General features: G+C 69.3%; 24 protein-coding genes. 9 read left to right on the plus strand and 15 right to left on the minus strand.

Annotated elements, in window-relative coordinates; all coding sequences use genetic code 11:
* Positions 1-9 precede the first annotated feature (9 nt).
* From ACCO44_RS01320 to ACCO44_RS01330, 3 genes are all read right to left on the minus strand, one after another.
* Positions 10-471: a type II toxin-antitoxin system RelE/ParE family toxin gene (locus ACCO44_RS01320; protein ID WP_081859997.1), complete on the minus strand. Its 462-nt coding sequence runs from the start codon at positions 469-471 to the stop codon at positions 10-12.
* Entirely contained in the window at positions 468-710 is a 243-nt protein-coding gene (locus ACCO44_RS01325; protein ID WP_029263097.1) for a ribbon-helix-helix protein, CopG family, read from the minus strand. Before ACCO44_RS01325 ends, ACCO44_RS01320 begins: the two co-directional genes overlap by 4 nt.
* Positions 711-833: 123 nt before the next feature.
* Entirely contained in the window at positions 834-1784 is a 951-nt protein-coding gene (locus ACCO44_RS01330; RefSeq protein WP_372467940.1) for a helix-turn-helix transcriptional regulator, read from the minus strand.
* Positions 1785-1886: 102 nt separating this feature from the next.
* Between ACCO44_RS01330 and ACCO44_RS01335 the strand changes: the two genes are divergently transcribed.
* A complete protein-coding gene (locus ACCO44_RS01335; protein WP_372467942.1) occupies positions 1887-2345 on the plus strand; it encodes a VOC family protein in 459 nt (152 codons plus the stop codon).
* Positions 2346-2496: 151 nt separating this feature from the next.
* On the opposite strand, the gene ACCO44_RS01340 is transcribed toward ACCO44_RS01335, so the two are convergent.
* The 9 genes from ACCO44_RS01340 to ACCO44_RS01380 all read right to left on the minus strand — a co-directional run bounded on the left by ACCO44_RS01340 (position 2497) and on the right by ACCO44_RS01380 (position 13791).
* Complete coding sequence (locus ACCO44_RS01340; RefSeq protein ID WP_372467943.1) at positions 2497-3225, minus strand: SGNH/GDSL hydrolase family protein; 729 nt, start codon at positions 3223-3225, stop codon at positions 2497-2499.
* On the minus strand, positions 3222-4397 hold the full coding sequence (locus ACCO44_RS01345; protein ID WP_372467945.1) for a DUF4185 domain-containing protein: 1176 nt from the start codon (positions 4395-4397) through the stop codon (positions 3222-3224). Before ACCO44_RS01345 ends, ACCO44_RS01340 begins: the two co-directional genes overlap by 4 nt.
* 125 nt (positions 4398-4522) lie before the next feature.
* A complete protein-coding gene (locus tag ACCO44_RS01350; protein WP_372467947.1) occupies positions 4523-6643 on the minus strand; it encodes a hypothetical protein in 2121 nt (706 codons plus the stop codon).
* A 28-nt stretch (positions 6644-6671) separates the two neighbouring features.
* Positions 6672-7484 carry a carbohydrate ABC transporter permease gene (locus ACCO44_RS01355; RefSeq protein ID WP_167633656.1) on the minus strand — a complete coding sequence of 271 codons (813 nt, stop codon included), beginning with the start codon at positions 7482-7484 and terminating at the stop codon, positions 6672-6674.
* Positions 7484-8359: a carbohydrate ABC transporter permease gene (locus tag ACCO44_RS01360; RefSeq protein WP_029263960.1), complete on the minus strand. Its 876-nt coding sequence runs from the start codon at positions 8357-8359 to the stop codon at positions 7484-7486. The genes ACCO44_RS01355 and ACCO44_RS01360 overlap by 1 nt, the downstream gene beginning before the upstream one ends.
* A 7-nt stretch (positions 8360-8366) precedes the next feature.
* Positions 8367-9635, minus strand: coding sequence for an ABC transporter substrate-binding protein (locus ACCO44_RS01365; RefSeq protein WP_167633658.1), 1269 nt, complete (start codon positions 9633-9635; stop codon positions 8367-8369).
* A gap of 155 nt (positions 9636-9790) precedes the next feature.
* Complete coding sequence (locus tag ACCO44_RS01370) at positions 9791-11629, minus strand: class I mannose-6-phosphate isomerase (RefSeq protein WP_372467950.1); 1839 nt, start codon at positions 11627-11629, stop codon at positions 9791-9793.
* A complete protein-coding gene (locus ACCO44_RS01375) occupies positions 11626-12507 on the minus strand; it encodes an ROK family protein (protein ID WP_051662483.1) in 882 nt (293 codons plus the stop codon). The genes ACCO44_RS01370 and ACCO44_RS01375 overlap by 4 nt, the downstream gene beginning before the upstream one ends.
* A 261-nt stretch (positions 12508-12768) precedes the next feature.
* Positions 12769-13791, minus strand: coding sequence for a LacI family DNA-binding transcriptional regulator (locus ACCO44_RS01380; protein ID WP_372467951.1), 1023 nt, complete (start codon positions 13789-13791; stop codon positions 12769-12771).
* A 354-nt stretch (positions 13792-14145) separates the two neighbouring features.
* Between ACCO44_RS01380 and ACCO44_RS01385 the strand changes: the two genes are divergently transcribed.
* The 5 genes from ACCO44_RS01385 to ACCO44_RS01405 all read left to right on the plus strand — a co-directional run bounded on the left by ACCO44_RS01385 (position 14146) and on the right by ACCO44_RS01405 (position 17662).
* A complete protein-coding gene (locus ACCO44_RS01385; RefSeq protein ID WP_372467952.1) occupies positions 14146-15333 on the plus strand; it encodes a MalY/PatB family protein in 1188 nt (395 codons plus the stop codon).
* Positions 15334-15428: 95 nt separating this feature from the next.
* On the plus strand, positions 15429-15656 hold the full coding sequence (locus ACCO44_RS01390; RefSeq protein ID WP_372467953.1) for a DUF2188 domain-containing protein: 228 nt from the start codon (positions 15429-15431) through the stop codon (positions 15654-15656).
* Positions 15653-16423, plus strand: coding sequence for a 3-keto-5-aminohexanoate cleavage protein (locus tag ACCO44_RS01395; RefSeq protein WP_372467954.1), 771 nt, complete (start codon positions 15653-15655; stop codon positions 16421-16423). Before ACCO44_RS01390 ends, ACCO44_RS01395 begins: the two co-directional genes overlap by 4 nt.
* A gap of 35 nt (positions 16424-16458) precedes the next feature.
* Positions 16459-16617 carry a hypothetical protein gene (locus ACCO44_RS01400; RefSeq protein ID WP_372467955.1) on the plus strand — a complete coding sequence of 53 codons (159 nt, stop codon included), beginning with the start codon at positions 16459-16461 and terminating at the stop codon, positions 16615-16617.
* 121 nt (positions 16618-16738) lie between these two features.
* The gene (locus ACCO44_RS01405; RefSeq protein WP_372467956.1) at positions 16739-17662 is read left to right on the plus strand and encodes a hypothetical protein; all 924 of its coding nucleotides are present in this window, start codon (positions 16739-16741) and stop codon (positions 17660-17662) included.
* Here ACCO44_RS01405 and ACCO44_RS01410 read toward each other — a convergent pair.
* Positions 17645-18475, minus strand: a complete 831-nt coding sequence (locus ACCO44_RS01410; RefSeq protein ID WP_372467957.1) for an alpha/beta fold hydrolase — start codon at positions 18473-18475, stop codon at positions 17645-17647. The two genes, ACCO44_RS01405 and ACCO44_RS01410, sit on opposite strands and share 18 nt — an antisense overlap.
* Positions 18476-18550: 75 nt before the next feature.
* On the opposite strand from ACCO44_RS01410, the gene ACCO44_RS01415 reads away from it, so the two are divergent.
* The gene (locus ACCO44_RS01415; RefSeq protein WP_372467959.1) at positions 18551-21217 is read left to right on the plus strand and encodes a hypothetical protein; all 2667 of its coding nucleotides are present in this window, start codon (positions 18551-18553) and stop codon (positions 21215-21217) included.
* A gap of 15 nt (positions 21218-21232) precedes the next feature.
* On the opposite strand, the gene ACCO44_RS01420 is transcribed toward ACCO44_RS01415, so the two are convergent.
* On the minus strand, positions 21233-21616 hold the full coding sequence (locus ACCO44_RS01420; protein ID WP_372467961.1) for a VOC family protein: 384 nt from the start codon (positions 21614-21616) through the stop codon (positions 21233-21235).
* A gap of 68 nt (positions 21617-21684) precedes the next feature.
* Between ACCO44_RS01420 and ACCO44_RS01425 the strand changes: the two genes are divergently transcribed.
* Both ACCO44_RS01425 and ACCO44_RS01430 read left to right on the plus strand, forming a co-directional pair.
* Complete coding sequence (locus ACCO44_RS01425) at positions 21685-22005, plus strand: hypothetical protein (RefSeq protein WP_372467962.1); 321 nt, start codon at positions 21685-21687, stop codon at positions 22003-22005.
* A 184-nt stretch (positions 22006-22189) separates the two neighbouring features.
* A complete protein-coding gene (locus ACCO44_RS01430) occupies positions 22190-22420 on the plus strand; it encodes a hypothetical protein (RefSeq protein WP_372467963.1) in 231 nt (76 codons plus the stop codon).
* Between the two features lie 120 nt (positions 22421-22540).
* Here the strand turns inward: ACCO44_RS01430 and ACCO44_RS01435 are convergent, their stop codons facing one another.
* Positions 22541-23542, minus strand: coding sequence for an SDR family NAD(P)-dependent oxidoreductase (locus tag ACCO44_RS01435; protein ID WP_372467964.1), 1002 nt, complete (start codon positions 23540-23542; stop codon positions 22541-22543).
* Between the last annotated feature and the right edge of the window lie 70 nt (positions 23543-23612).

Below are 23612 nucleotides of genomic sequence, written 5' to 3' on the forward strand. Positions count from 1 at the left end.
AGCGGGAGGTCAGATGCGGTCGGCGCGGATGGCGTCGAGGATCTGTGCGGATGTCTCGTCCTGTCGCTGCGGTGGGTGCGACAGGGCGCCCTTCTTCGTGGGGAGGGTGACTCTTCCGGTGCGCACGAGTCGCGACCACGCGGTGTCACGATCGCTCTCGGTGAGGGCGGCAGCGATGTCTCTCCTCGTGTGAAGCACGCGATGGACTCGCACGGCGTCCGGATCATCTGTGTAGATGACGAGGTACGGATGGTTTCGAAGAGGGAAGGCGCGGATGTCGGGAATCTCGGTCACCAGCTCGAAGCGCGCCGATCCCAGCGAGGGATACGCAGTGAGCCGGCTCAGCGCATGCTGGAGGTCGTCGATGAACGCGATCGCGACCGGCGGCCCTGCTTCGCCGAGGTAGCGCGTGACCGCGCCGTCGATGTCCTCATCCGCCCGCCTGGTGGTGACGACTCGCCCCGCAGTCACGCGTCGGCGGCGTCTGCGTGGACGCGGTCTCGGAGGCGATCGAAGTACGCCTGGTCCACTTCGGAACCCGGCCCCGACGTCATCCCGTCGACAACCAGGGATCGCAGCTGCTCGCGGGCCTGCTCATGGCGGATCAACTCACGCATGAACTCGCTGCTGTTGCTGTAGCCGCGCTCGGCCACCTGCGTTTCGACGAAGTCCTTCAGCGCGTCCGGAAGAGAGATGTTCATCGTGGCCATACCTCCACGCTAATACCGATGGCAAAGTTTGTCATCGCACTAGTGAACGTCATCGACTGCAGTGATTCCGTCCCGTGGCGACGCAGCTGCAGAGAATGGGAGAAGTTCGTAAAAACTCCTGGATCAGGAGGAAGAGTCCGCCGCCGCAAACCGCGCCGCGAGAACCCCCGCGACCTTCCGCAACGCCACTGGGCCGACCACCGTGAACGGCGCATCGAACCGGGCGACCGCGGCGAGCATCCCGACCCACGACCAGGAGCCGACCGTGATGCGGCATGTGCCGTCGGCGAGCTCCTCCAGCTCGCCATCGTCGACCCAGGGTGCGACCTCGCGGGCAGGGAGTGCGATCACGACCTCGCCCACGCACGGCCAGCGATCCTCGGCCGCCGCCCCCTTCGCCCGAGCCGCGAGATACGTCGCAGCATCCGCCGCCGGCAGCGGACGCGGGCTGAACGTGGGTCCGGTAGGGGTGCGCGGCTGCATCCGGTCCAGCCGGAAGGTACGCCAATCCGCAACCTCCAGATCCCACGCGAGCAGATACCAGCGGCCCTCGCGGGCGACCACCGCGTGCGGCTCGGTGCGACGGGCAGGTCGGTCGCGGTCGGAGCCGTAGTCGAAGCGCAGCACCTGGCGGTCGCGCACGGCCGCGCTCGCCGCTTCGAGCACCGCCGGATCGACGCGCACATCGGCAGTGGCACCCGTGAAGCGGATGCCGTCGACACGGTGCCGCAGTCGTGAGGGCATCACCTGCCGCACGGTCGCGAGCGCCCGCGCCGCGCCCTCCTCGATGTCGATGCCGCTGGAGGGGACGGTCTGCAGCGCCACCGCGATAGCGACGGCCTGGTCATCGTCGAACAGCAGCGGCGGCAGCTCGGATCCGGCTTCGAGGCGGTAGCCGCCGTACGGACCCTTGACCGCAGCGATCCGGTAGCCGAGCTCTCGCAGGCGATCGACATCGCGCCGCACCGTGCGCGGGCTGACCTCCAGTCGCTCGGCGAGGACGAGTCCCGGCCAGTCGCGCGGCGTCTGCAGCAGCGATAGCAGGGCGAGCATGCGCGACGAGCTTCCGGTCATGGGTTCAGTCTGCCCGCAGTAGAGGACAGAAACCGACCGCTACCCCTGTGATCGTTCTCTCAGGCGGTTCCTAACGGCGGGCCGCACAAGAAGGGGAGACCGATGACCATCAACACCACGACCCACCTGAACTTCCGCGGCACGGCTCGACAGGCGCTCGATTTCTACCGGTCCGTGTTCGGCGGCGAGGTCACCGCCGCGACATACGGCCAGTTCGGCATGCCGGAGGGAGTGCCCGGGTTCGACAAGATCGTGTTCGGGCAGCTCGAGACCGCGGAGGGGATCCGGCTGATGGCGTACGACATCCCGGGGCAAGACGACCCGGACCCGGCAGCCACCGCGGGGTCGACGCACCGAGAGAACGGCGCGACTATCACCGACCGCACGTTCTTCCAGTCGCTGCGGGCGGATTCGCTCGACGAGCTGCGGGGGTACTGGGACGGTCTGGCCGAGGGCGCGACGGTCGTCGAGCCGCTGGCAGCCTCGGCCTGGTCGGCCGGCTTCGGCATGCTCACCGACCGTTTCGGCGTGACCTGGGTGCTCGACGTGCAGGCCGGCTGACCCGCGACGTACCCTTTCCCGGGACGGATGCAGGGAGTTCGGACGGATGCAGGAGGGTTCGCGGCGTTTCGCTCCTGCATCCGTCCGAACTCCCGACAGGTGTACCGCCCCACCCGGCACGCCGCCCCGCGCGAACCCGGCACGCCGCGCGTCACACGGGAGGCCACTGCGGATGCCGCGCGACAGCGATCCGCGCCGCGAGCTCCGCGAGCACGGGCGACCCGGCGCCGCCGATCCCGACCGCTTCGGCCCACCCGAGTGCGAGCAGGGCATGCCCCGCCGCGCTCGGGTGGAACGCGTCGTCGAGCAGCCCCCACGGCACGCCCTCGTTGCCCGGACCGGTTCCCGCCGAGAACTCCGCGAACGCGGCGTACTGATCCACCAGAACCACGCCTTCCCGCGCAGCCACATCTCGAATCGCCTGCGCGAACTCGCCGATGCGGGCACGGTCGGGCGCGTGCAGGAGGTCGACGGTCGGCGGCGTCTGCAGCACGGGCACGGCCCCGCCCTCCCGCACCCGCCGCACGAACTCCGCGATCGACTCCGCGAACGCCGACACCTCGATCACGGGGTCGAGCCACTCGGTGGTGCAGTCGTTCGTGCCGATCATGAGCGTCACCACGTCGGGCCGCCAATGGGCGACGCGACGGTCGAAGTCGCCCAGGATCAGGTCGGTCCGCCACCCGGTGATCGCCGTGTTGATCACGGCATCCTGCACCCGTCCGGCATCGCCGCGGATCAGCTCGTGCAGGTGGTCGACGTAGCTGCGGGCACCGCGCGTGTGGATCAGCCCGTGCGTGATCGAGTCGCCCGTGAACACCCAGGTGACCGGCGCCCCGGAGGCGAGCAGCCCCCGGAGCGCCGCGCGATCATCCGTCATCCGGTGACCTTGAGCTGCACGTCGATGAACCGCGGACGGTAGATCGAGGCGTCGTCGTACACGTCACCCACGTTGTCGAAGGTGTTCACGTTGTAGGAGACGAGGATGCGGTTGCCCTGACGCAGATTCGGATGCTCGTGCGCGTTGTAGGTGAACACGTCGGGGTCTCCGTAGCTGCCGAGCGCCCCGGTCTCGGGCGTGCGGTACAGCTCGACCGGGTCGGTGAACGGACCGGTCGGCGAGCACGAGGTGCGCGCGACGATGCGGGTGCTGAACAGCTCCGACGTGTCCTGCGTCACGAGCAGGTAGCCGTCGCGGAAGGGGGCGACGCTGAACTCGTTGGCGACGTAGGGCACCACGGGCACGGCATCCGCTTCGTTCGCCGACCAGGTCGTGCCGTTCCAGTACGTCCACGTGCCCTTCAAGCCGTCCTTGCCCTGCACCTTCGCGACGTAGGCCGAGCGCACTCCCCCGGGGTCGGCGATGCCGTAGATGTAGGTCGTGCCGCGTTCTTCGAGGGTCCACGAGCCCCAGTTGATGCCGGTCGCCGAGGGGAGGTCCACGATGCCCTCGAGCTGCAGGGTCTGACCGTCGAGCGTGGCGAGCCGGTTCGCGGTCCACGCGAAGTCCCACTGCCCCGTGCCGGTGCGGGCGAACTGCAGCAGCGGCACCTGCACCGTGCCGTGACGGCCGGGCGTCGGGTCGCCGATCCAGTACCACTTGCCGTCGGGCTCGGGCGGGATGATGCCGGCCGGGTCGTCGGGGGTGCCGCCGGTGATGGTCGTGAGGTCGCCACGGCGGTCCTGCACCACGACGGAGTTGTTCACGAACGGAGAGTCGGTCGGCCGCGAGCCGTCGGGGTTCACGGTGCCGAGGAACGTGTCCGAGAAGAACCAGCCGGTCTTCCCCTTGCCGAGCGGCATCGAGTAGGTGCTGTCGCCGCCGGTCCATTCCCCGCCGGTGTTCCCATAGGTCGTGAAGGTCTCGGTCAGGTTCTGGTTCACACTCGATGTCGCCGTGAGCGTCTTGTCGACCAGCGAGCACTGGCCGTGTCCGTGCCCGTTGCCGTGCCCGCCTCCGGCCGGAACCGCCGCGCTCGCCGGGGCGGCGAACAGCGCTCCCGCGCACAGGGATGCGGCGGCGAGTCCCGCCGCGATCATGCGTCTTCTCATCTCGATCACTCCTTCGTGTTCGTGTTGCAGGGTCGTGCGTGGGGCGTTTCGTCTCGCGGAGACCTGCACTGAGCGAGCGCCAGCGAGTCGAAGTGTCGCTCAACGCACGAGACTGCGGGGACGGTTCAGAGCCCTGGGGTCTCGGTGATCCCTCCGGAGGCGTCGATGTCGTAGGTCTTCTCGCCCACACGCAGGCCGCGCAGCACCGCGTGCGGGTCGAGTGCGGCGACGCAGCCGGACGCGCGCACCGTGCCGTCGGCCGCGACCGAGACGCCGAACAGGGCCTCGATCACGAGCTCGACCCAGGCGCCCGACGACGAGCACGACCAGTCGATGATGTACGGCAGCTGGGGTGGGGCTTTGCGCGCGCCGCCGTTGATGCCGGGCACGGCCTCCTCGACGAAATGCGCCTGACCCATCGGGCCCTGGTTCGCCGTGCGCGACAGCCCCTCGACCCACGAGGTGAGCACCTCGGGAGCGCCGAGAGCGGCCAGAGCGCGTCCGGCATCCGCGGGCCAGGCGGGGTAGGCGCCGTTCCACTGGTGGTCGGGCCGCGGGCTGTAGCTGGCGTCGGGGTCCCACGGCGAGAGCGCGCGCATCCAGTTGTCGGTCTGCAGTTCGCGCTGGAAGAACGAGACCATCTCGTCGCGGATGCTCGGGGCGAGGTCGTCGGCGATCGTCGTGCCGACCACGCTGAAGTCGTAGCAGTGCCGCACCGGCAGCTGCGTGCCGTCGGGCTGTCCCGCGGTGAAGATGCCCTCTCCGGGAAGGTAGCGCTCGATCACGGCCGGGAGCAGGGCGTCGGCCTCCGCGCGCAGTTCCGCACCGCCGGACAGGTCTCCCCGCAGCTCGGCGAGCGCGGCGGCCGTCCGCATGCTCCAGACGTTCGCGGCGTTGAGGCTCGCGACCTCGTGCGTGTACGAGCTGACGCACTCCAGCAGGTTGTCGATCTCGCCGTAATCGGCGAGGGCCGTGCCTCGGCGTAACTTCTTCCACGCCATCGCCCATTGCCGCACCGACTCGGCGACCGTCTGATCGCCGACGATCTCGTCGAGGAACGCGGTGTCACCGGTGAAGCGCACGTAGTCGTGCACGAGCCGGGTCATGGCGTAGTCGTTCACGGAGTACCAGCGGCCGACCGGCCCGCCGGTGAGCGAAGAGGTGCCGAAGTGCGAGTGGATGTCGAGCGAGATCCAGTGCCGCACCTGGTTCCGCATCTCGGCGGGGTCGAGCAGCGCGTGGCTGACCGAGCTCAGGCTGTAGTCCCAGATGAACGTGGTGGTGCCCCAGTAGTTCGGCATGAGGGTGTCGTACGAGCGGCCGAGCACGTTCCCGGCGAAGTCGCGGCGGAACCAGATCACGCCGAGCACCGCCCACCAGTACAGGCGGCGCAGCGGCGCGGATGCCGTCTCCAGCACGGGCAGTGCCCCGGAAAACTCCCCGTCGTCGGGGTCGAAGGCGGCGTGCAGCTGCCGGTTCCAGAACTCCTCGGCCGCGGCGACCGCACCGGGCACGTCGGCCATCACGGCGTCATACGTGCGCGCGGCATCGTCGCGGGAGATCCCGACCGCCTGCACGTAGGCCGTGTGCGCGGCGCCCCCGGCCGGCACGGCGAGGGCCACCGACAGCTCGCCGCCGCGGCCGTTCCCGCCGATGCCGGTGTCGAACGCCTCGGGAAGCGAGGCCACCCCGCTCAGCGCCGCCGATCCGCCCGCCAGGCCCTGCGCGCTCCAGGCCGCCGCATCCGCCGACGAGAACAGCAGGCGCTCGCCGTCGACGGTCGCGGTGTCGCGCTCGGAGGGCGACTCCGCGTCGAGCCAGGCCTCCTGCGAGCGCGTGACCCGGGCGGCCGCCGAGAGCCCGATCCGCACCTCCCGATCCTGCGATCCGGTGTTCCGCACGGCGATGTCGATCGCCACCGCCGTCTTCCCCGGCACGCACACCGTCGTCGTCTCGATCTCGAGTTCACCGACGGTCGCCCGCCGCACCACCCGGTCCGCCCGCCACTCGTGCGTCACGGGCACGCCGTACGACGCGAACAGCCGGCCGTCGACGAACAGCACCGCGGTCTGGGTGAGCCCCTGCGACACGGGCGGGAACTGCACGGCGCTGATCGCGGTCAGGTCGTGGTCGACGCGCACGGTGCCGAACATGTTCGTGAGGCCGGTCGGCGCGATCATGTCGTCGTAGTGGTGGGTGACCGCATCGGCGGCGAGGTCCTCGACGGTGGGGATGAGCGGATGCATGATGCCTTTCGAGGGGCGGGAGAGGGGGTCAGTACTGGCCGAGCGCGAGGCCCTTGGCGAAGAACCGCTGCGTGCAGAGGAACAGGATCACGGTGGGGAGCGAGACGAGCACGGCCGCGGCGAGCACGACCGACATCTGCGCGCCGCCATAGGTGCTCTGCATGCCGGACAGGGTGGTGATGATGGGGCGGATGTCGTCGGACTGGCTGAGGGTGAGGCCGAGCAGCAGGTCGTTCCACACGAACGTCGCCTGCAGGATGAAGATCGCGACCAGCGCGCTCGACGCCATCGGCAGGTACAGCCGCACGAAGATGCGCCAGGTGGTGGCACCGTCGAGCACCGCGGCCTCGAACACGTTGTGCGCGACGCCGGTGAAGAAGTTGCGCATGACGAAGGCCGAGAACGGGATCGAGATCACCGTGTAGATGATCACCATGCCCACGCGGGTGTCGAAGAGTCCGATGCGCGAGTAGGCGTCGAACAGCGGCAGCAGCACCATCTGCAGCGGGAACACGGTGCCGCCGAAGATCACGACGAACCACAGGAAGCCGCGCTTGAGCCGAAGGGCCACGATCGCGTACCCGGCGGCGGCGCCCACGAGCACGGCGATGGTCGGCGAGACGATCGAGTAGATGAGGGTGCTGAGGATGCTGTCGCCGAGTCCCGAGAGCTCGAACGCGTCGGCGAAGTTCTCGAACAGGTGGAACTCGGTGGGGATCCACGACTCCTTCGAGGTGAAGGTCATCGGGTCCTTCATCGCGTTCACGACGAGGAGGTACGCGGGCAGCAGCCACACGATTCCGAGGATGACGAGGACGGCGGTGCGGATGATCTTCGACATCACATCTCCTTCTTCGGGGAGAGCTGCTGACGCAGGTACAGCACCGACGCGACCAGGGTGATGACGGTGAGGAACACCGCGATCGCCGAGCCGAGTCCGTAGTCGCTGTTCACGAACGTCTCCTTGTACATCGTCAGCGCGAGGGTCTCCGAGACGGTGCCCGGTCCGCCCTTGGTCATGCCCCAGACGATGTCGAAGGTCTTGAGGCTCGCGACGATCGAGAGCCCGACGACCACCGCCGTGAGCGGGCGGAGCATCGGCCAGAGGATGCTGGTGAACAGGCGCACGCCGCCGGCGCCGTCGATGCGCGCGGCCTCGAGCGGCTCCTTCGGGATGGCCTGCAGGCCGATCGTGAACAGCAGCGCGTTCACGCCGACGCCCTGCCACGACGAGGCGATGATCATGACGATCGTGTTGAGCGGAGCATCCAGCAGCCACCGCGGCGGGTCGGTCACGCCGAACGCGGCCAGGGCCTGGTCGAGTGCTCCGCCGGAGGAGAGGATGAACGACCACACCACGCCGACGCCGATGCCGGAGAGGGCGTAGGGGATGAGGAAGGGGAGGCGCAGCCAGATGCCGCCGCCGAGGTTCCAGGTGAGCAGGGCGATCGCCAGGCCGATGCCGACCGGGATGATCAGGGTGCCGATCACCCAGAGCACGGTGTTCATCGCGGAGCCCACGAAGTCGCCGTCGGTGAACATCTCGACGTAGTTGTCGAGCCCGATCCAGTCGGGGCTGCCGAGGCCGTTGTACTTCGTGAAGCTGAGGAACACCGTCCACAGCAGCGGGAGGTAGAGCAGGATCGCGACCAGGATCACGCCCGGGGCGATGAAGCCCCGGGCGGACCACTGGTACGGCGACTTCTGATGCGCCATCCGACGCTTACTCCTGCTCTGCCCAGTACTTGTCAGCCGTGGCCTGGATCTTCTCCAGGAACGGCATCGGGTCGCCGGGGTTGGCGTTGAAGGCGCCGAACTGCTCGATCGCGGTGGTCACGATCTCGGTCGGCATGGCCTCGAAGAACCGGTCGTACAGCATGTAGTCATCACCGGCGATGGTGGTGCCCAGCTCGGCGAGAGCGGGGTCCGCGACCTTCGCCTTCGGGTTGAACGCCACGTCTCCGTGGGCGTCGTTCCAGGCGGTCTGCGCGTCGGGCGACATCCACCACTCGGCGTAGGCGAGACCGAGGTCGCGCTGCTTGGAGTTCTCGGCGGTGCAGATCGGGCCCGACTCCACGGCGACCGGGGTGGCGTCGAGGTCGTCGTTGACGGCCGGGATTGCGAACATCCCGTAGTCGTCGGTGGTCATGCCCGCGCCCTCGAGGTTGCCCGCGAAGAACGTGCCGAAGTTGATCATGGCGTAGTCGCCCTGCTTGAGGCCGACCGCGGGATCGGTGGTGCTGCCCGCGTCGCTGAACCAGCCGGCCTCCTGCTCTTCGAGCCACACGTTCATGACGTCGACGATCTCGGGGTCGGTGTACTTGACGTCGCCCGTGGTGAGCCCGGCGTACAGGTCGGGGTCGGTCGAGGCGACCAGGTGCTGGAACCACTGGAAGGTGAAGAGCACGCTGGTCTGGTAGTACGGGGTGACCCCGGCATCCTTCAGCGTCTCGGCGGCGTCGTTCAGCTCGTCCCAGCTGGTGGGCACTTCGATGCCGTTGTCGGCGAAGGCGGCCTTGTTGTAGAACATGATCCAGTAGGCGATGTTCATCGGCACGCAGTACTGCTTGTCGTCGTAGGTGTAGCTGTCGCGCAGGTCTTCGCTCACCCAGCCCTCGTCGACGGCCTTGGTCCAGATGTCGGTGGTCTCGGCGACCAGACCCTCGTCGACCAGCTGCTTGAGCGAGTCGCCGGTGTGCCAGGTGAACAGGCCGGGCGACTTGTCGGTGCGGAACGACTGCTTGATGAAGGCGTCGTACTGGTTCGCGTCCGAGTAGCCGGTGGTCTTGAGGGTGATGTCGACGGCCTCGCCGCTGACCTCGTTGAGCGACTCGAAGTCGGGCTTCCACGCCGCCTTGTCGGTGTAGAAGTTGAGCGTGCCGGTCACCTCTCCGGCGTCTCCGGATCCGGAGTCGCCGGAGCACCCGGCGAGGGCCAGGGTGCCGAGGAGGAGACCGGCCGCGGCAGCGGCGATCGTGCGTCGCGAAATCATTCAGAACTCCCTTGTTCGTTTGGTATCGTTACCATAAATCTGGGTTCACGCTACCAAGGTGATGAGTGCGGTGCAAGGGATTCCCTCGCGGGATCCTCGCGGATGGTGCGTCATTGCGGGTGCTGCGTTCGGGTTGCTGTGTGCGGTTTCCGTGTTCAGTTGTCGCTCGTGCGCGAGCCGCGCACGTACGCCTTGACGGTCGCGAAGCGGGCGCTGCGCGAGTTCTCGGTGCGCTCGATCCGGTACGCCCCCACCGCGGCCGGGACGATGAACGTCTCGGCGTAGTGGATGACGAAGGGCTCGAAGGCGCCGGTCGGGCTGACGACCTGCACCTCATCCCCCTCGACCAGGTTGAGCACGTTGACCGTGCCCTCGGTGTCGTGGTCGGCGCCGCCGGTGAACCAGTGCCGGCGCACCTCGATGAACTCGAGCTCGTGCAGGCCCGTGCTCTCTTCGATCACGTCGCCGTCGGTGCGGATCGTCTGCACCTGGTCGATCAGGTTGTCGCCGACCCAGGTCGTGTCGCGGTCCCACTGGATGTTGCGGGCGCCGTGGTCGAGGTGCACGGGGCGGGGGATACCGTCGAGGCCGACGCGGCCCCAGTCCCAGAGCTTGAAGGTGAAGATGAACGGCGTCGCCGAGATCTCCAGCACCATCGAGTTCGCGCCTGAGCAGTGCACGGTGCCGGCCGGGATGGCGAAGTGATCGTGTTTGCGGGCCGGGAACGAGTTGACGTACTTGTCGGCGGGGAACGGATGCTCGCCGTCCTGCGCCGTCGCCAGATCCTGCAGCATCTCGGTGCGGTCGATGCCCTCCTTGGTGCCCAGGTACACCACCGCATCGTCGCCGACATCGAGCATGTAGTAGCTCTCGTCCTGCGTGTAGTGCATGCCGAACGTGTTCTGGATGTAGTCGGTCAGCGGGTGCACCTGCAGGCTGAGGTTGCCGCCGTCCATCGTGTCGAGGAAGTCGAAGCGGATCGGGAACTCGGCGCCGAAGCGCGAGAACGTCTTCGCGCCGAGCAGGTCGACCGGGCGGCGGAAGACCAGGTCGAGGGCGGGGATCTCGATCACGCCGCCCTCTCCCTCCAGCAGCAGCGAGTTCTCCTCGGGCACGCAGTCGAAGCACCACGCGTAGTTGTCCTTCGAGGGGTCGAGGCCGATGAGGTTCTTCATCCACTGGCCGCCCCAGACTCCGGGGTCGAAGAACGGCACGACGCGGAACGGCCGGTGTGCCGCATCCTTCAGGGCCTGTCGGAACGCGTTTCCGGTGATCATGCCGGCTTCGGGCGAGTCCGGATGCTGTTCGGCCGGCGCGATCGCGTTGCCGTCGAGCACGAAGTCGACCGTGTCGAACAGGCTGCGCTTGTGCCGATCGGCGACGCGCCACTCGACGAAGAAGCCGCGCTTGTACTTGCGCAGGTTGTCTTCCGAGGCGTTGTCGGCGCGCCAGTTCGTGGCGCCCTTGCGCTGGCGCAGCTGGATCTCCCAGCGGGCCATGTCGACGAGTACGGTCGCGGAGGCGCCATCGAGGCGCGGGGCGAGGAGCGCGGCCCCCCAGCCGATCACGACGGTGGGGGTCTGCGTGATGCCGCCGGCGAGGGCGTCGAGCTTCGCGGCGTCGTAGAAGTCGGTCAGGGTGAAGTGGCTCATCACGCCGAAGACGCGGTCGTCGGTGAGGTTCGGGGCGATCAGCTGCTCGACCTCGGCGACCGGGCGGGCGGCGGTCTCGACGTCGACGACGGTCCAGTCGGGCAGGGCGTCGCGCACCGCGGTCGCGAGGGCGGGGATGTCGACACCCGGATACGCATCGACGAGCAGCACGGGGGCGGTGCCGGTCACGCGGGCGCAGGCCTCGGCGAGCTCGGCGGCGTCGGTCCAGCCCTCGGTGCCGCGGAGGATGCGCTCGCCCGGGGGGAGCGCCACGGTGGGCTGGGTGTCGTAGCGACCTCGGGTCGTGTGCCCTTCGTGCATGTCGCTGATCGGGGTGGTCACTGTTCCTCCTGCGGTGTGGCGGTGTGAATGGTCGTGGCGCGGGCGAGGACGCTGAGTCCGCGGGCGACGGAGAGTTCAGGCTCTGGGGGGACGACGAACTGCGGCGTCGTCATCGAGGGCCAGAGGTGTTGGCGCACGTGGGCCTCGATCGGGGCGCGGACCGCATCGCCCGCGCGCAGGATCCCGCCGGACAGGATCACCACCGCCGGGTCGTACGAGTGCACGAGCGACGTGACGACCGCGCCCCACACGTGCAGGAAGCGGTCGCGGATGCCGGGGTGCGCGTCGGTCGTGAAGACCTCGGTCATGGTGGTGCCGGAGGGGAGCGCCCAGGTGCTCGCCAGCGCCTCGCCGCAGCCGATGTTCCCGCACGGGCATATCGGTCCGTCGAGGTCGACCGTGAGGTGTCCGCCGAGGATGCCGGCGTGCCCGGTGCGTCCCCGCAGGGGCAGGCCGTCGATCATGGCCGCGGTGCCGATGCCGGTGCCGAGGGTGACGAGCACCGCATCGCCCTCGCGGGCTGCGCTGCCCGTCGAGGTCTCGCCGATCAGCGCCGCCCGGGCGTCGTTCTCGACCACGGCGGGGAGGCCGAACTCGGTGAGCGCCCAGCTGTTCAGGTCGAGGCCCTCGAGGAAGTCGTACTTCGCGTTGGCGTGCAGCATCCGTCCGCTGGTCGGGTCGACGACGCCCGGGACGGCGATGCCCACGGCATCCGCAGGGCGCGTGGTCTCGGTCAGGAGTCGGCGGGCTTCGGCGGCGGCGGCGGCCAGGTCGGCGGGGCTGCCGAGCACGGGGATGCTGCCCGAAGCGACGACACGGGTGCCGTCGATCACGGCGAGCTTGATCTCGGTGCCCCCGAAATCGATGCACAGCTCCATCCGGCCTCCTCGTCGCCTCACCGACTGCCTCGTCGATGATTGGTAACGTTATCAACGCGGTGTGGGGGTGTCAACACCCGATCGGATGCGGGGAGTCCGGGCTCAGCCACGGAGCGGAGCGACACCTCATCGGCGCACCTGCATGACCCCGCGGCCACCTGCATGACAGTGCGTCGGTAATCACTCATGCATCCGGCGTGGAGTCATGCAAGTGGTGTCCGGATGGAGCGGGTGCCCGGACGGAGGTGCCTGGGCGCGGGCTCAGCGCACGGAGCGGAGCGACACCGGCAGCTCGACCTCGCGGGGCGCGGCATCCCGGTCCCCGCCGTCGAGGCGGTCGAGCAGCAGGCGGGTGACCGTGCGGCCGAGCTCGCGGGGGTCGTGGTCGATCACGCTGATGGGCACGGGGGACAGCTCGGCGAGCTCGAAGTCGTCGAAGCTCATGATCTCGGGGAAGTCGGCCGCGGCGCGGGACCCGGCGTTGAGCTGGGCGCTGATCTCCTTGAGCGCGCCGATGGCGTTGCGGTTGTTCGCGCAGAAGATGGCGGTGGGCGGATGCTCGAGGCCGAGCAGTGCCCGGGTGGCTTCGCGGGCCTGGTCGACGGTCTGCTGGTTCGCGGCGACGATGCTCGGGTCGACGGCGAGTCCGCGTTCTTCGAGTGCACGCACGTAGCCGGCGTATCGGCGCTCACCGGTGAAGATCGACAGCGCATTGCCGAGGTAGCCGATGCGGGTGTGGCCGTGGTCGATGAGCGCGATCGTGCCGCGGTGCGCGCCGTCGTCGTCGGCGAGCACGACGCTGTCGACCGCGAGTCCGTCGATGCGGCGCGAGGCGAGGACCACGGGTACGCCCTGGCTCTGCGAGTGCGCGAGGTGGGCGGAGGTGGGGCCGGCGGGCACGACGATGAGTCCGTCGACTCGGCGGCCGAGGAAGTCGCCGACGAGGTCGGCTTCGCGCGCGGCATCCTCCGACGTGTTGCCGAGCAGGATGCGGCGGCCGGTGAGCGCGGCCTCCTCTTCGACGCCGAGCGCGAAGGTGCTGTAGTACGGGTTGGCGATGTTCGTGATCGCGACGCCGATGAGTCCGCTGCTGTGGCCGGGGCGGATGCTGCGCGCGTTCTCGTTGCGGTGGTAGCCGAGTTCGGCGACGGCTTCCATCACGCGCTGCTGCACGTCGGGTTTGACGTTGAGTCCGCCCGAGAGCGTGCGCGAGACGGTCATGGGGCTGACGCCCGCTCGGGTCGCGACCTCTTTCACGGTCGGGCGGCGCGCTCGTTCGCTCATCACTGCCCTCCGAGGTGTCATGCCTGCGATCTAGGGAACGTTACCAGCGGGGTCCGGGATCCGCGGGGTGCTGCCGGCGTCGTCCGTCGCGATGCGCGTGCATAACTCCTCAGAATCTCCGCCGGAAGGGGGTGCCAGCGCCGATTCCGGGGGCAAGATGGCGGTTCTTGAGGAGTTGTGCACGCGGGCCGGGCATGCCCACCGTCACGGACGGAAACGCGAAGTGCGACCGGGGCGGGGCGTCCGTAGATTGGTCGGACCCCGCTGTGAATGGAGTTTTCCCGTGCCCGAGATCCGTGCCCCGCATCTGTCCTGTACGGACGCTGTCGGCTGAGCCGGCGCGAACCCACGACCATGACCGCACATCCCTCCTCGCATCCGTTCGACGAACGCACCCGCCTCTTCCTCGACAGGCCGCAGAGCCGGAAGTGGAGTCTGCACCCCGGTCGTATCGGGGCGTGGGTGGCGGAGATGGACTTCGGCGTCGCGCCCGAGATCGCCGCGGCGCTGCACCGGGCGGTCGACGATGAGAACCTCGGATACCTCTCACCGCCGCAGGCCACGGAGCTGGGCGAGGCCACGGCGGGGTGGATGCGGAGCGAGTACGACTGGGCTGTCGACCCGGAGCGCGTGCATCCGGTGTCCGATGTGATGGCCGCACTCGGGGTCGCGGTGCAGGAGTACGCACCGGCAGGTTCGCCGGTGATCGTGCCGACTCCGGCCTATATGCCGTTCCTGACATACTTGCCGGCGATCGGACATCCGGTGATCGAGGTTCCGGGTGTGGAGGTCGACGGACGCTGGCAGCACGACCTGCAGCGCATCGACGAGGCGTTCGCCGCGGGGGCGCGGACGCTCGTGCTCTGCAACCCGCACAACCCGACGGGAACGATCGTCGGTCGGGAAGAGCTCGAGGCGATCGCCGAGGTCGTCGAGCGGCACGGCGGGCGGGTGTTCGCGGATGAGATCCACGCGCCGCTGCGCTACGACGGGGCGCCCTTCGTCCCGTACGCGTCGGTGTCGGAGGCGACGGCCGCGCATACGGTGACGGGGACGAGCGCGTCGAAGGCGTGGAACATCCCGGGGCTGAAGACCGCGCAGCTCATCACCTCGAACGACGCGGATCAGCAGCTGTACAAGCGGTTCGGGTTCGCGGTGCAGCACGGGGCGTCGACCCTTGGCGTCGTGGCCTCGACGGCCGCGTATCGCGAGGGCAAGCCCTGGTTGTCCGACGTGCTCGAGTACCTCGACGGGTCGCGGCGTGAGCTCGCCTCGCTGGTGGCGGAGCATCTGCCGGGCGCCGTGTACCGGGTGCCCGATGCCACGTACATCGGCTGGATCGACACCCGGGCGCTCGGCATCCCGGGGCCGCCGGCGGAGTTCTTCCGCGAGCAGGCCGGGGTCGTGCTCACCGAAGGTCGGTTGCTCGGGCACGGTGCGGAGGGCTTCGTCCGGGTCGTGTTCGCGACCCCGCGCCCGATCCTCGAAGAGGCGTTCGCGGCGATGGGCGATGCGGTGCGGCGGGCAGGCCTCGGCGGCTGAGGCGACCGGGTCGGACACGTCTGCGGAGGGTGTCAAGGGGCTCTGCGGGTGTCGGTCGTGTGCCGTAGAAAGGGAGTCGAGAGAAGGGATCCCGCATGGCCGCAGGTGATATCGAGACTTTCCATCGCAATGGCATCTGGTTCAACCGCATCGAGGGTGAATCGCAGACGTTGGGCGCGAGCTTCGAGACCGAGGCCGATGCGGTGAAGGCCGCTCGTGGTGCGGCGATGGCGCGCCAGGTCGCGCACACGGTGCGCACCGAAGAGGGTCCCTCGAGGGACGAGAGCGCGTACGAGCGGCACCCGCGCGATCTGATCGGATGAGCGTGCCGTCCGAGGGTGCGCGCGCAGCCGGTTCCGAGGGGCGGATGCTGTTGCAGGCATGTGTCAACGGCGCCAGGGATCCGGCGGAGCATCCGTGGTTGAGTCTCGACCCCGGCGTGGTGGCCGATGATGCCGCACGGGCGGTGGCCGCCGGTGCGCGCGAGGTGCATGTGCACCCGAAGGATGCGGCGGGGCGCGACAGCCTGGCCGCTGACGATGTGGCCCGGTGGGTGTGGGCTGTCCGTCAAGCCGCGCCGGGCGTGCCGGTCGGAGTGACGACCGGCGAGTGGGCCGAGCCCGACATCGAGCGTCGTCTGGCGGCGATCGAGTCGTGGACGGAGCTGCCCGACCACGCATCCGTCAACTGGCATGAATCCGGTGCCGACGAGGTGGCGGCCCTGCTGCTGCGGCGTGGGGTGGCGGTCGAGGCGGGGTTGTGGGATGCGGCGGGCTTCGAGGTGTGGAAGCGCTCGCCCGTGCGCGACCGGTGCCTGCGCGTGCTGATCGAGCTGCCCGACGAGCCGGCCGAGACCGTGCGCGAGCATGCCGAGGGGATGATCGCGCACGTGTCGCTCGAGGGGCCCGACCTGCCCGTCCTGCTGCACGGTGAAGAGGGCTCGACGTGGCCGGTGTTCGACCTCGCGGTCGAGCTCGGCCTGGATTCGCGGATCGGCTTGGAAGACACTCTGTTGCTTCCCGACGGCAGCAGTGCGCCGGGGAATGCGGCGTTGGTGCGGGCGGCTGTGCAGCGGATGCGGGGAGTCTGACGCACGGGGTGGCGAGACTGCGGCATCCTGAGGCCATGTTCGGCGACTCGCTCCTCCCCTTCCTCCTCATGAACCTCGCGTTCATCCTCATCGGCATCCTCATCGCGTGGCTGGTGATCTACTCGGCCGTGCGGGCGGCACTCACCTCGCATCGGCAGGCGATGGCGCGAGACGGGCGACCCGGCCAAGTCTGAGCAGCAGCCGGAGCAGCGGGCGCAGTCGCAGCCGGATTGACGGGCCACGGGCGTCGTCGTCTGCTCGCGGATTCGGTCGCGCCTTCCACGGCGGTCGGCATCCGTATGCCAACGTCTCCCCATGACCGAAATATCGCCACTCGTCGATGCGCGCGCTCGCGCCCTGCCTTTCGCGATCGGCGTCGGCGGGGGTGTGCTGGGGATTCTGCCGTGGTTGATCGGCGGCGGCATCCTTCCGCTGCAGAACCTCTGGGCGTCGGCGACGATGCCGGAGGACATGCCGTTCGTGTTGCTGCCGCTGAGTCAGTACTTCGCGACGCTGCTCTTCTCGGTGCTGCTGCTCGGCGGGGTCTTCGCCGGGTTCGCGGTGCACTTCGTGGCGCGCCGTCGCGCGGTCGCCGTGTGGCCGGCGGCGCTCGGGGTGCTGCTCGTGCACGTGATCGCGGTGGTGCAGAGCTTCGCGGTGCTGGCCGGAGGGCTCGGGCTCGGTCGCGGGGGTGACAGTCGAGTGATGCTGTACTTCGCCGGTCTCCTCGGCGGGGTGATCGCGGCGATTCTCCTCGCGCAGCTGGGCTGCTGGATGACGTCGCGGCGCTCGGTCGGCGTGGTCGCTCTCGGTGTCGTGCTCGCGGCGGTGCCGTTCGCCAACTGGGTGGGCCGCTGTTTCCTAGCCGTCACAGGCGACGCATTCCCGCCGGTGTTCCTGCCCTATCTGTCGCCCTGGCTGCCGGCGATCGTCGTCGGTGCGGCGCTGGTGTGGTGTGGAGTGCGGCCGGCCTGGCGGATCGTGGTCTGGGTGGTCGGTCTCCTCGCGGTGTGGGTCGTACCGGCGCTGTTCACGGCGATCCAGTACGGACTCGGCATGCGGGTGCTCGACGGCGACGTTCCCGAGATGATGAGGGCGTCGGTGGGGGTGTTCCCGATGGTGCTCGCCGAGGTGTGGCAGCCGGTGATCGTGGCGCTCGTGATCGGCGTCGTCGGCACGGTGGTGCGGATGGTCGTCGAGCGGGATCGGACGCCGGCAGTATCAACGCGCATCGAGTGACTGCCAGAAGTCCACGATGCCTGCCGCGAGTTCTGCGGGCTGCTCGACCGGCACGAGGGTGCGCGCGCTTTCGATGACGAGGGTCCTGGCGTCGGGGATCCGGCTGGCTGCGGCATCCATCACATCGGGCGTCCATTCGCCGCGGTCGTCGCCGGTGATGAGCAGGGTGGGCGCGGTGATCCGCGGCAGGCGGTGCGACGCATCGCCGCGGTTGATGATGAACGATGTGACGGTGGCGGCGATGCTGCGACGCGGGGCGCGGTTCAGGGCGTGATCGATGACGGCAGTCATCGATCGGTCCTTCGCGTGCGGCGGGATCAGCTGGGCATCGTGGATCACGTGCCGGAGGTGGGCGATGGGCCCGAAGTGGGCGAGGATCTGGTTGGCGATGATGAGCTTGATCCGGAACACCGGGTCGATCGGCTCCACCGGCGAGCTCACCGCGACCAGTGAGCGGACGGTGTCCGGGAAGAGCGCGGCCATGGTCATCCCCACGTGACCACCCCAGGCCGCACCCACCCAGTCGACTCGTCCGTCTCCCCCGAGCTGCTCGATGATCTGCGCGCCGGCTTCCGCGCACTCCTCGATCGAACTCACCCGTGACAACGGGGTGCTCGCGCCGTAACCGGGGCCGTCGAGCACGACGAGCGTCCGGTGCGGGGCGAGTGCCTCGACGACCGAACCCCAGGAGTCGCCGTCGACGAACATGCCGTGCCAGAGAACCGCATAGGGGCCACTGCCCATGACGGTCGCTGCGATGTCGCCGAGCGAGGTGCGGAACCGGGTCTGAACAGGGGCATCTGTGTGATTCATGTCTCCAGCCTCGGGCTCGAAGGATGCCTCGATCCTGGCTCTCGACCGAGTGCAACGTTCGTGCAATGATCGGCTGTGGCCACCGCGCGCGTGCAGCTTCTCGACCGGATCGAGGCGTCCGTCGACGGCGAGCGGGTGCCGGTCGGGGGTCCGCTTCCGCGCGCCGTCATCGCTCGGCTCGCTCTCGAACGCGGAGCGCCGGTCGCTCTGGAAGACCTCATCGACGACCTGTGGGCCGAGCCGCCCGCGCAGGCGCGGACGACCGCCCGGGCGTACATGTCACGACTGCGTGCGACGCCTCTCGGCGCCTGGCTCGAGGGTGGGCGGGCTGGCTACCGTCTCGTCGACGATCCCGGGATGCAGGTCGACCTCTGGACGCTGGAGGATGCCGAGGCCGGGGTCATCCCGTCCGACTCCGAAGAGGTGCGTTCGCTGCTGCTGCGGTGGCGGGACTCGCCGCTGCAGGGGATCGGCGATCCACCCTTCGCTGCCCTCGCGCGGGTGCGGGTCCGGACCGCCGTCGATCGGGCTCGGCTGCTCGGCGTTCGTGCCGACCTGGATGCCGGCGACAACGCGCGGGCGCTGGTGACGCTGCAGGGTCTGCGCGCGGCTCATCCCGATGATGACGACGTCTTGGCTCTGCTGCACACGGCGCGGGCGCGGGCCGACGCGGGGGATCGAGCGCTGGCGCGCCTGGGCGGAGGTGCCGTGTCGGAGCGTGATCGCAGCCGTGGAGCTCACCCGGTGTCGAATGCCGCGGTGCCCGCAGGTCGTATGTTCGGTGTGCCGGCGCCGATCGCGCCGATGGTGGGGCGTCGGGAGGAGCGTGCGGCGCTGACGGCCGCGCTCGATGTCGCGCGCCTCGTCACGCTGACGGGCGCAGCGGGCGTGGGCAAGACGAGGCTCGCGGTCGACTGGCTGGGCAGTGATGCGGTCGCCGGCGAGGACCACATCTGGTTCGTGAACGTCGGCGTTGGTGTCGATGTCGGAGGCGAACCGGATGCGACCGTCGCCGAGGTGATCGCGTCTGCCGTCGGTGCCCCGGATGCGGCGCCGGAGGCGATCGCTGAGCATCTGGCCGACCGGCGCGGCATCCTCGTGATCGACGGGGCGGAGGGGGCAAGCGCCGAGGTGGCATCCGTCGCGGTGGCTGTGCTCGCGCGGGCCCGCGGAATCGCGGTGCTGTCGACGTCGCGGCGGACCCTCGGAGTTCCGGGCGAGAGTGTGTTGCGGGTCGATCCCCTTCCTGCGGAGGATGCGCAGGAGCTGTTCGAGACGAGGCTCCCTCCGGGAGCGCGCGGGGCGGATGCCGTCGCTGTGCTGCAGGTCGTCGACATGCTGGGTCGGCTGCCGCTGGCGATCGAACTGGCTGCCGCGCGAACGGCGGTGATGCCGCTCGCGGAGGTTGCGGATTCGATGCTGCGCGAGATCGACCGGTCGGAGGAAGCCGGGGAACCTCCATTGGCTGCGGCGCTGCGGTCTTCGCTGGCGCTCCTGACGAGCGAGCAGCGCGACACTCTGCGCAGCCTCGCCGGGTTCGCGGCGCCGTTCACCCGCGGTGCCGCCGCGGCCGTGTGCGGGGAGAGGCCGCGTGATCGCGACCTCGATCAGCTCGTGTCGTTCTCGCTCGTCTCAGCGGAGGAGGAAGAGGCGGAGCCGGTCTTCCGCGTGTCTCCGCTCATCCGGCGGGCCGCCGCGGGCGGTGAGACTCTGGATGAGCAGTGGCATCGGCGGCATCGCGCATGGTTCGCGTCGCAGGCTGCGGAGGCATCCGTCGCTCTGACGGCCGAGGGATCCGGGGTGGTGATCTCTCGGCTGCGGATCGAGTGGCCGGATGTCGTGGCCGCGTTCGACTCCGCGGTGCTCGCCGACGACGGGGAGACCGCGGCGACCATCGCCGGGGGTCTGCTCTGGTTCGGCGTGCGGGCGGGGAGGCAGCAGGAGCTGCTCGAGATGGTGCGCCGGGCGTCGGCGCTGTCGGCCACTCCGTCTCTCGAGGCGGCGCTGAGTCTCACGAGGGGGTTCCTCGCGTATCAGCTGGGTCAGATGTTTGAGGCGGCGACATGGATCTCGGCAGCGCGGGCACCGGCGGAAGCTTCCGGAGATCGCGCGTTGCGGCGGCTCGCTGCGGCGTTCTCCGCCTACCTCCTCACGCTCAGTCCGGAGCCGGCGGGCGACCCGGTGGCCCAGGTGGCGGTCGCGCTCGCCGACGTCGATGAGATGCCGGATGCGGCGGCGGCGATGATCCTTCTCATCACTGGCCAGGTTCAGCGGGCGTCGGGGCGATCGCGGGAGGCGATCGAGTTGCTGGGTCGTGCCGGGGCGCTCGCGTCGCGATGCGGTCACGAGTGGGTCATGCTCATGGCTCCGGTGGTGGCCGCGAAGGTTCAGCTCGACCTGCGTCAGGGGGCGGCGGCGATGGCCGCTCTGTTGCCCGCGGTGCGGCGGAGCGCGACCGGTGGTGATCCGGTGTCGCTCCTGATCGCCGTGTCGGTTGCTGCGGGGGCGGCGGCCGCGCTCGGTGCGGATGCGACGGGGGCGCGGATCATCGGAGCCGTCGATGCGATCGGCCGGCGCTACGGATTCGACCCTCGAGCCAACGAGCCTGCCGACTTCGAGCTGTATCGCCGCCGGGTGCGCGAGGGACTCACGGCGGAGGAGTGGCGGCGGGCGTATGCCTCGGGGCTGCTCTGCGAGATGGACGAGTTGGTCGAGATGGCGGAGACGCTCGTCCGGGTGTGAGGCAGTGAGCGGCTGTCAGTCGCGCGCGCGTTCCCATCCCGACCAGTCGGGGCGGTCGACGATGCAGAACCGGTTGCCTTCCGGGTCTTCCATGATCACGTAGTCCGCGTCGACCGGCAGGTTGTCCCAGTGCACCTCGCGGGCGCCCAGCTCAGTGAGGCGGCGCACTTCGGTGGCCTGGTCCTCGGCGTAGATGTCGAGGTGGATGCGCGGCGGCAGCACGCGTTCGGAGTGATGCGCGTCGAGGGCGATGCAGGGGGCGTCGGCGTCGCGGGGTTTCAGCACGACCCAGTCGTCTTCCGCCGGGTCGCGTTCGACGTAGTCGAGGGCGGCTTTCCAGAAGCGGGCCTGTGCGGGGAGATCGTTCACGCGGATCACGATCGATGCGAGCTTCAGCATGCGGTCGAGTGTAGGGGCGACGAGTGCAGGCCTCGGCCCCCTTGCATCCGGGTCGATAGGGTGCAGGCATGGATGCGAAACAGGGTTCGGCGGAAGAGCGTTCGGTCGAGAGTGCTCAGACTCCTCGCGCATCGCAGGAGGACACCCAGCGGACGACCGTGCGGCGCCTGTCGTGGATGCTCGCCTGGGGTCTCCCGCTGGTGGCGCTGATCGTCGGTATCGCGCTCACGAACACCGGTGCGATCGAGCAGTGGACGCCGGCGGGCGATGAGATGTACGACGTCATCATGCTCGCGGTGTGGCCCGCCGGGCTGGTTCTGCTCGCGGTGGGAGCCCTGGGCCTGACCGCAGCTGCGTTGACTGCGGCGGTCCTCACGACCAGACGCTGAGCCCCGGGTCTCAGGTGCACGAAGGCCCTGCTGTGTGGGGGCCTTCCCGAAACTGTTGCCACCACGCCGACGACATGGGATCCTGGCCGCGTCGATTGTCAGGCTGATGGGGGGAGTGAGCATGAGTGTCTCAGGGCAGAGGAGTGGGGTCATCCGCACCCGACCGCACGTGGGGAGCCGTCTCGTGGTCCCAGCGGTCGCTGCCGCTCTCGCACTTCTTGCGGGCATCGCGACAGCGGCGGCACTGCCGGATCTCACCATCCGCTACCTGAGTTTCGCGACGATGATCGCTGCGGTCCTCTCCGGTGTGGTCGCCGTGCGCCGCGGAACGGCGTGGGTGAGAGCCGTCAGCGCGATCGTCGCCGTCCTGACCCTCATGCTCGGGTCCACCTTCTTCGGCTTGACCTACTCGTAGACATCGCTCCGCCGCGAGGCGGGCACGGCAGTCATCGGGGCGTGCCGAAAGAGCCTGCCTCGGAACGCGAAACACCCCCGCCGTTCGGGTCGGCGGGGGCGTTGGTTTCGCGGGTGCGGCTTACTGCACGGACCATCCGCCGTCGGAGGCGAGGATGGCGCCGTTGATGTTCACGGCATCGTCCGACAGCAGGAACGTGATGGATGCCGCCAGGTGCTCGGCGGTCGCGACGGTCGGGATCGCCTGCTGGAACGGAGCCAGGCGGCCGGAGCCGTACTCGGACATGTTCGGGGGCATCGGGATGCCGGTGGCGACGCCGCCCGGGGCGACGGAGTTCACGCGGATGCCCTTCGGCCCGTACATGAAGGCGGCCGACTTGGTGACGCCGATGATGCCGTGCTTGCTGGCTGTGTAGGCGTTGCCGGAGGAGTTGCCGCGCAGGCCCGCTTCGCTCGAGACGTTGAGGATCGCGCCGCGACCGGCAGCTTCCATGACGGGGATGACCGCGCGCATGAGCTTGAACGGAGCGGTGAGGTTGATCGCGATGACGCGGTCCCAGACGGCATCCGGGGTCTCGCCGGCAGGGGAGAAGTCGTCGTTGATGCCGGCGACGTTCGCGAGGCCGTCGATGCGGTCGCCCGCGGCGGCGATGACGGCGTCGATCGCGTCCTGCTTGGTGAGGTCGCCGGCGACCGTGACGATGTCGGCATCCGGCAGCTCGGCCTTGAGGGCGTCGAGCTTCTCGGCGGCGATGTCGCTGGCGATCACGCGTCCGCCTTCACGGGCGATGCGCGAGGCGGTGGCCTTGCCGATGCCGGAGGCGGCGCCCGTGACGATCACGGTCTTGCCGGCGAAGCGGCCGGAGGTGACCTTCTCGTTCCAGCCCTCGGACTCGTCGTCTTCGGGGATCTCGCCGCCGTTGGCCGCGCGCACCAGGTCGTCGACGACCGACTGCGGGAGCTGGCCCTGGCTCATCGCGACGAGCTGCTGCAGGGGCAGGCCCAGCACGGGGGTGAGGAGTTCGGGGTCGGCGCCGGTCTGCTCGAAGAGTGCGCGGATGAGGGGCCCGCCGGTCGGGTCGTTCATCCAGTCGCCGATGGTGGAGTGTGCGGTGAGGGCCATGCTCTTTCTCCTTGTTCGAGTTTCGCAACGGTGCGTCTACTTATATTCCAGTGTACGCCTGAGTACGCTC

The organism is Microbacterium maritypicum, assembly GCF_041529975.1.
Classification (GTDB): Bacteria; Actinomycetota; Actinomycetes; order Actinomycetales; family Microbacteriaceae; genus Microbacterium.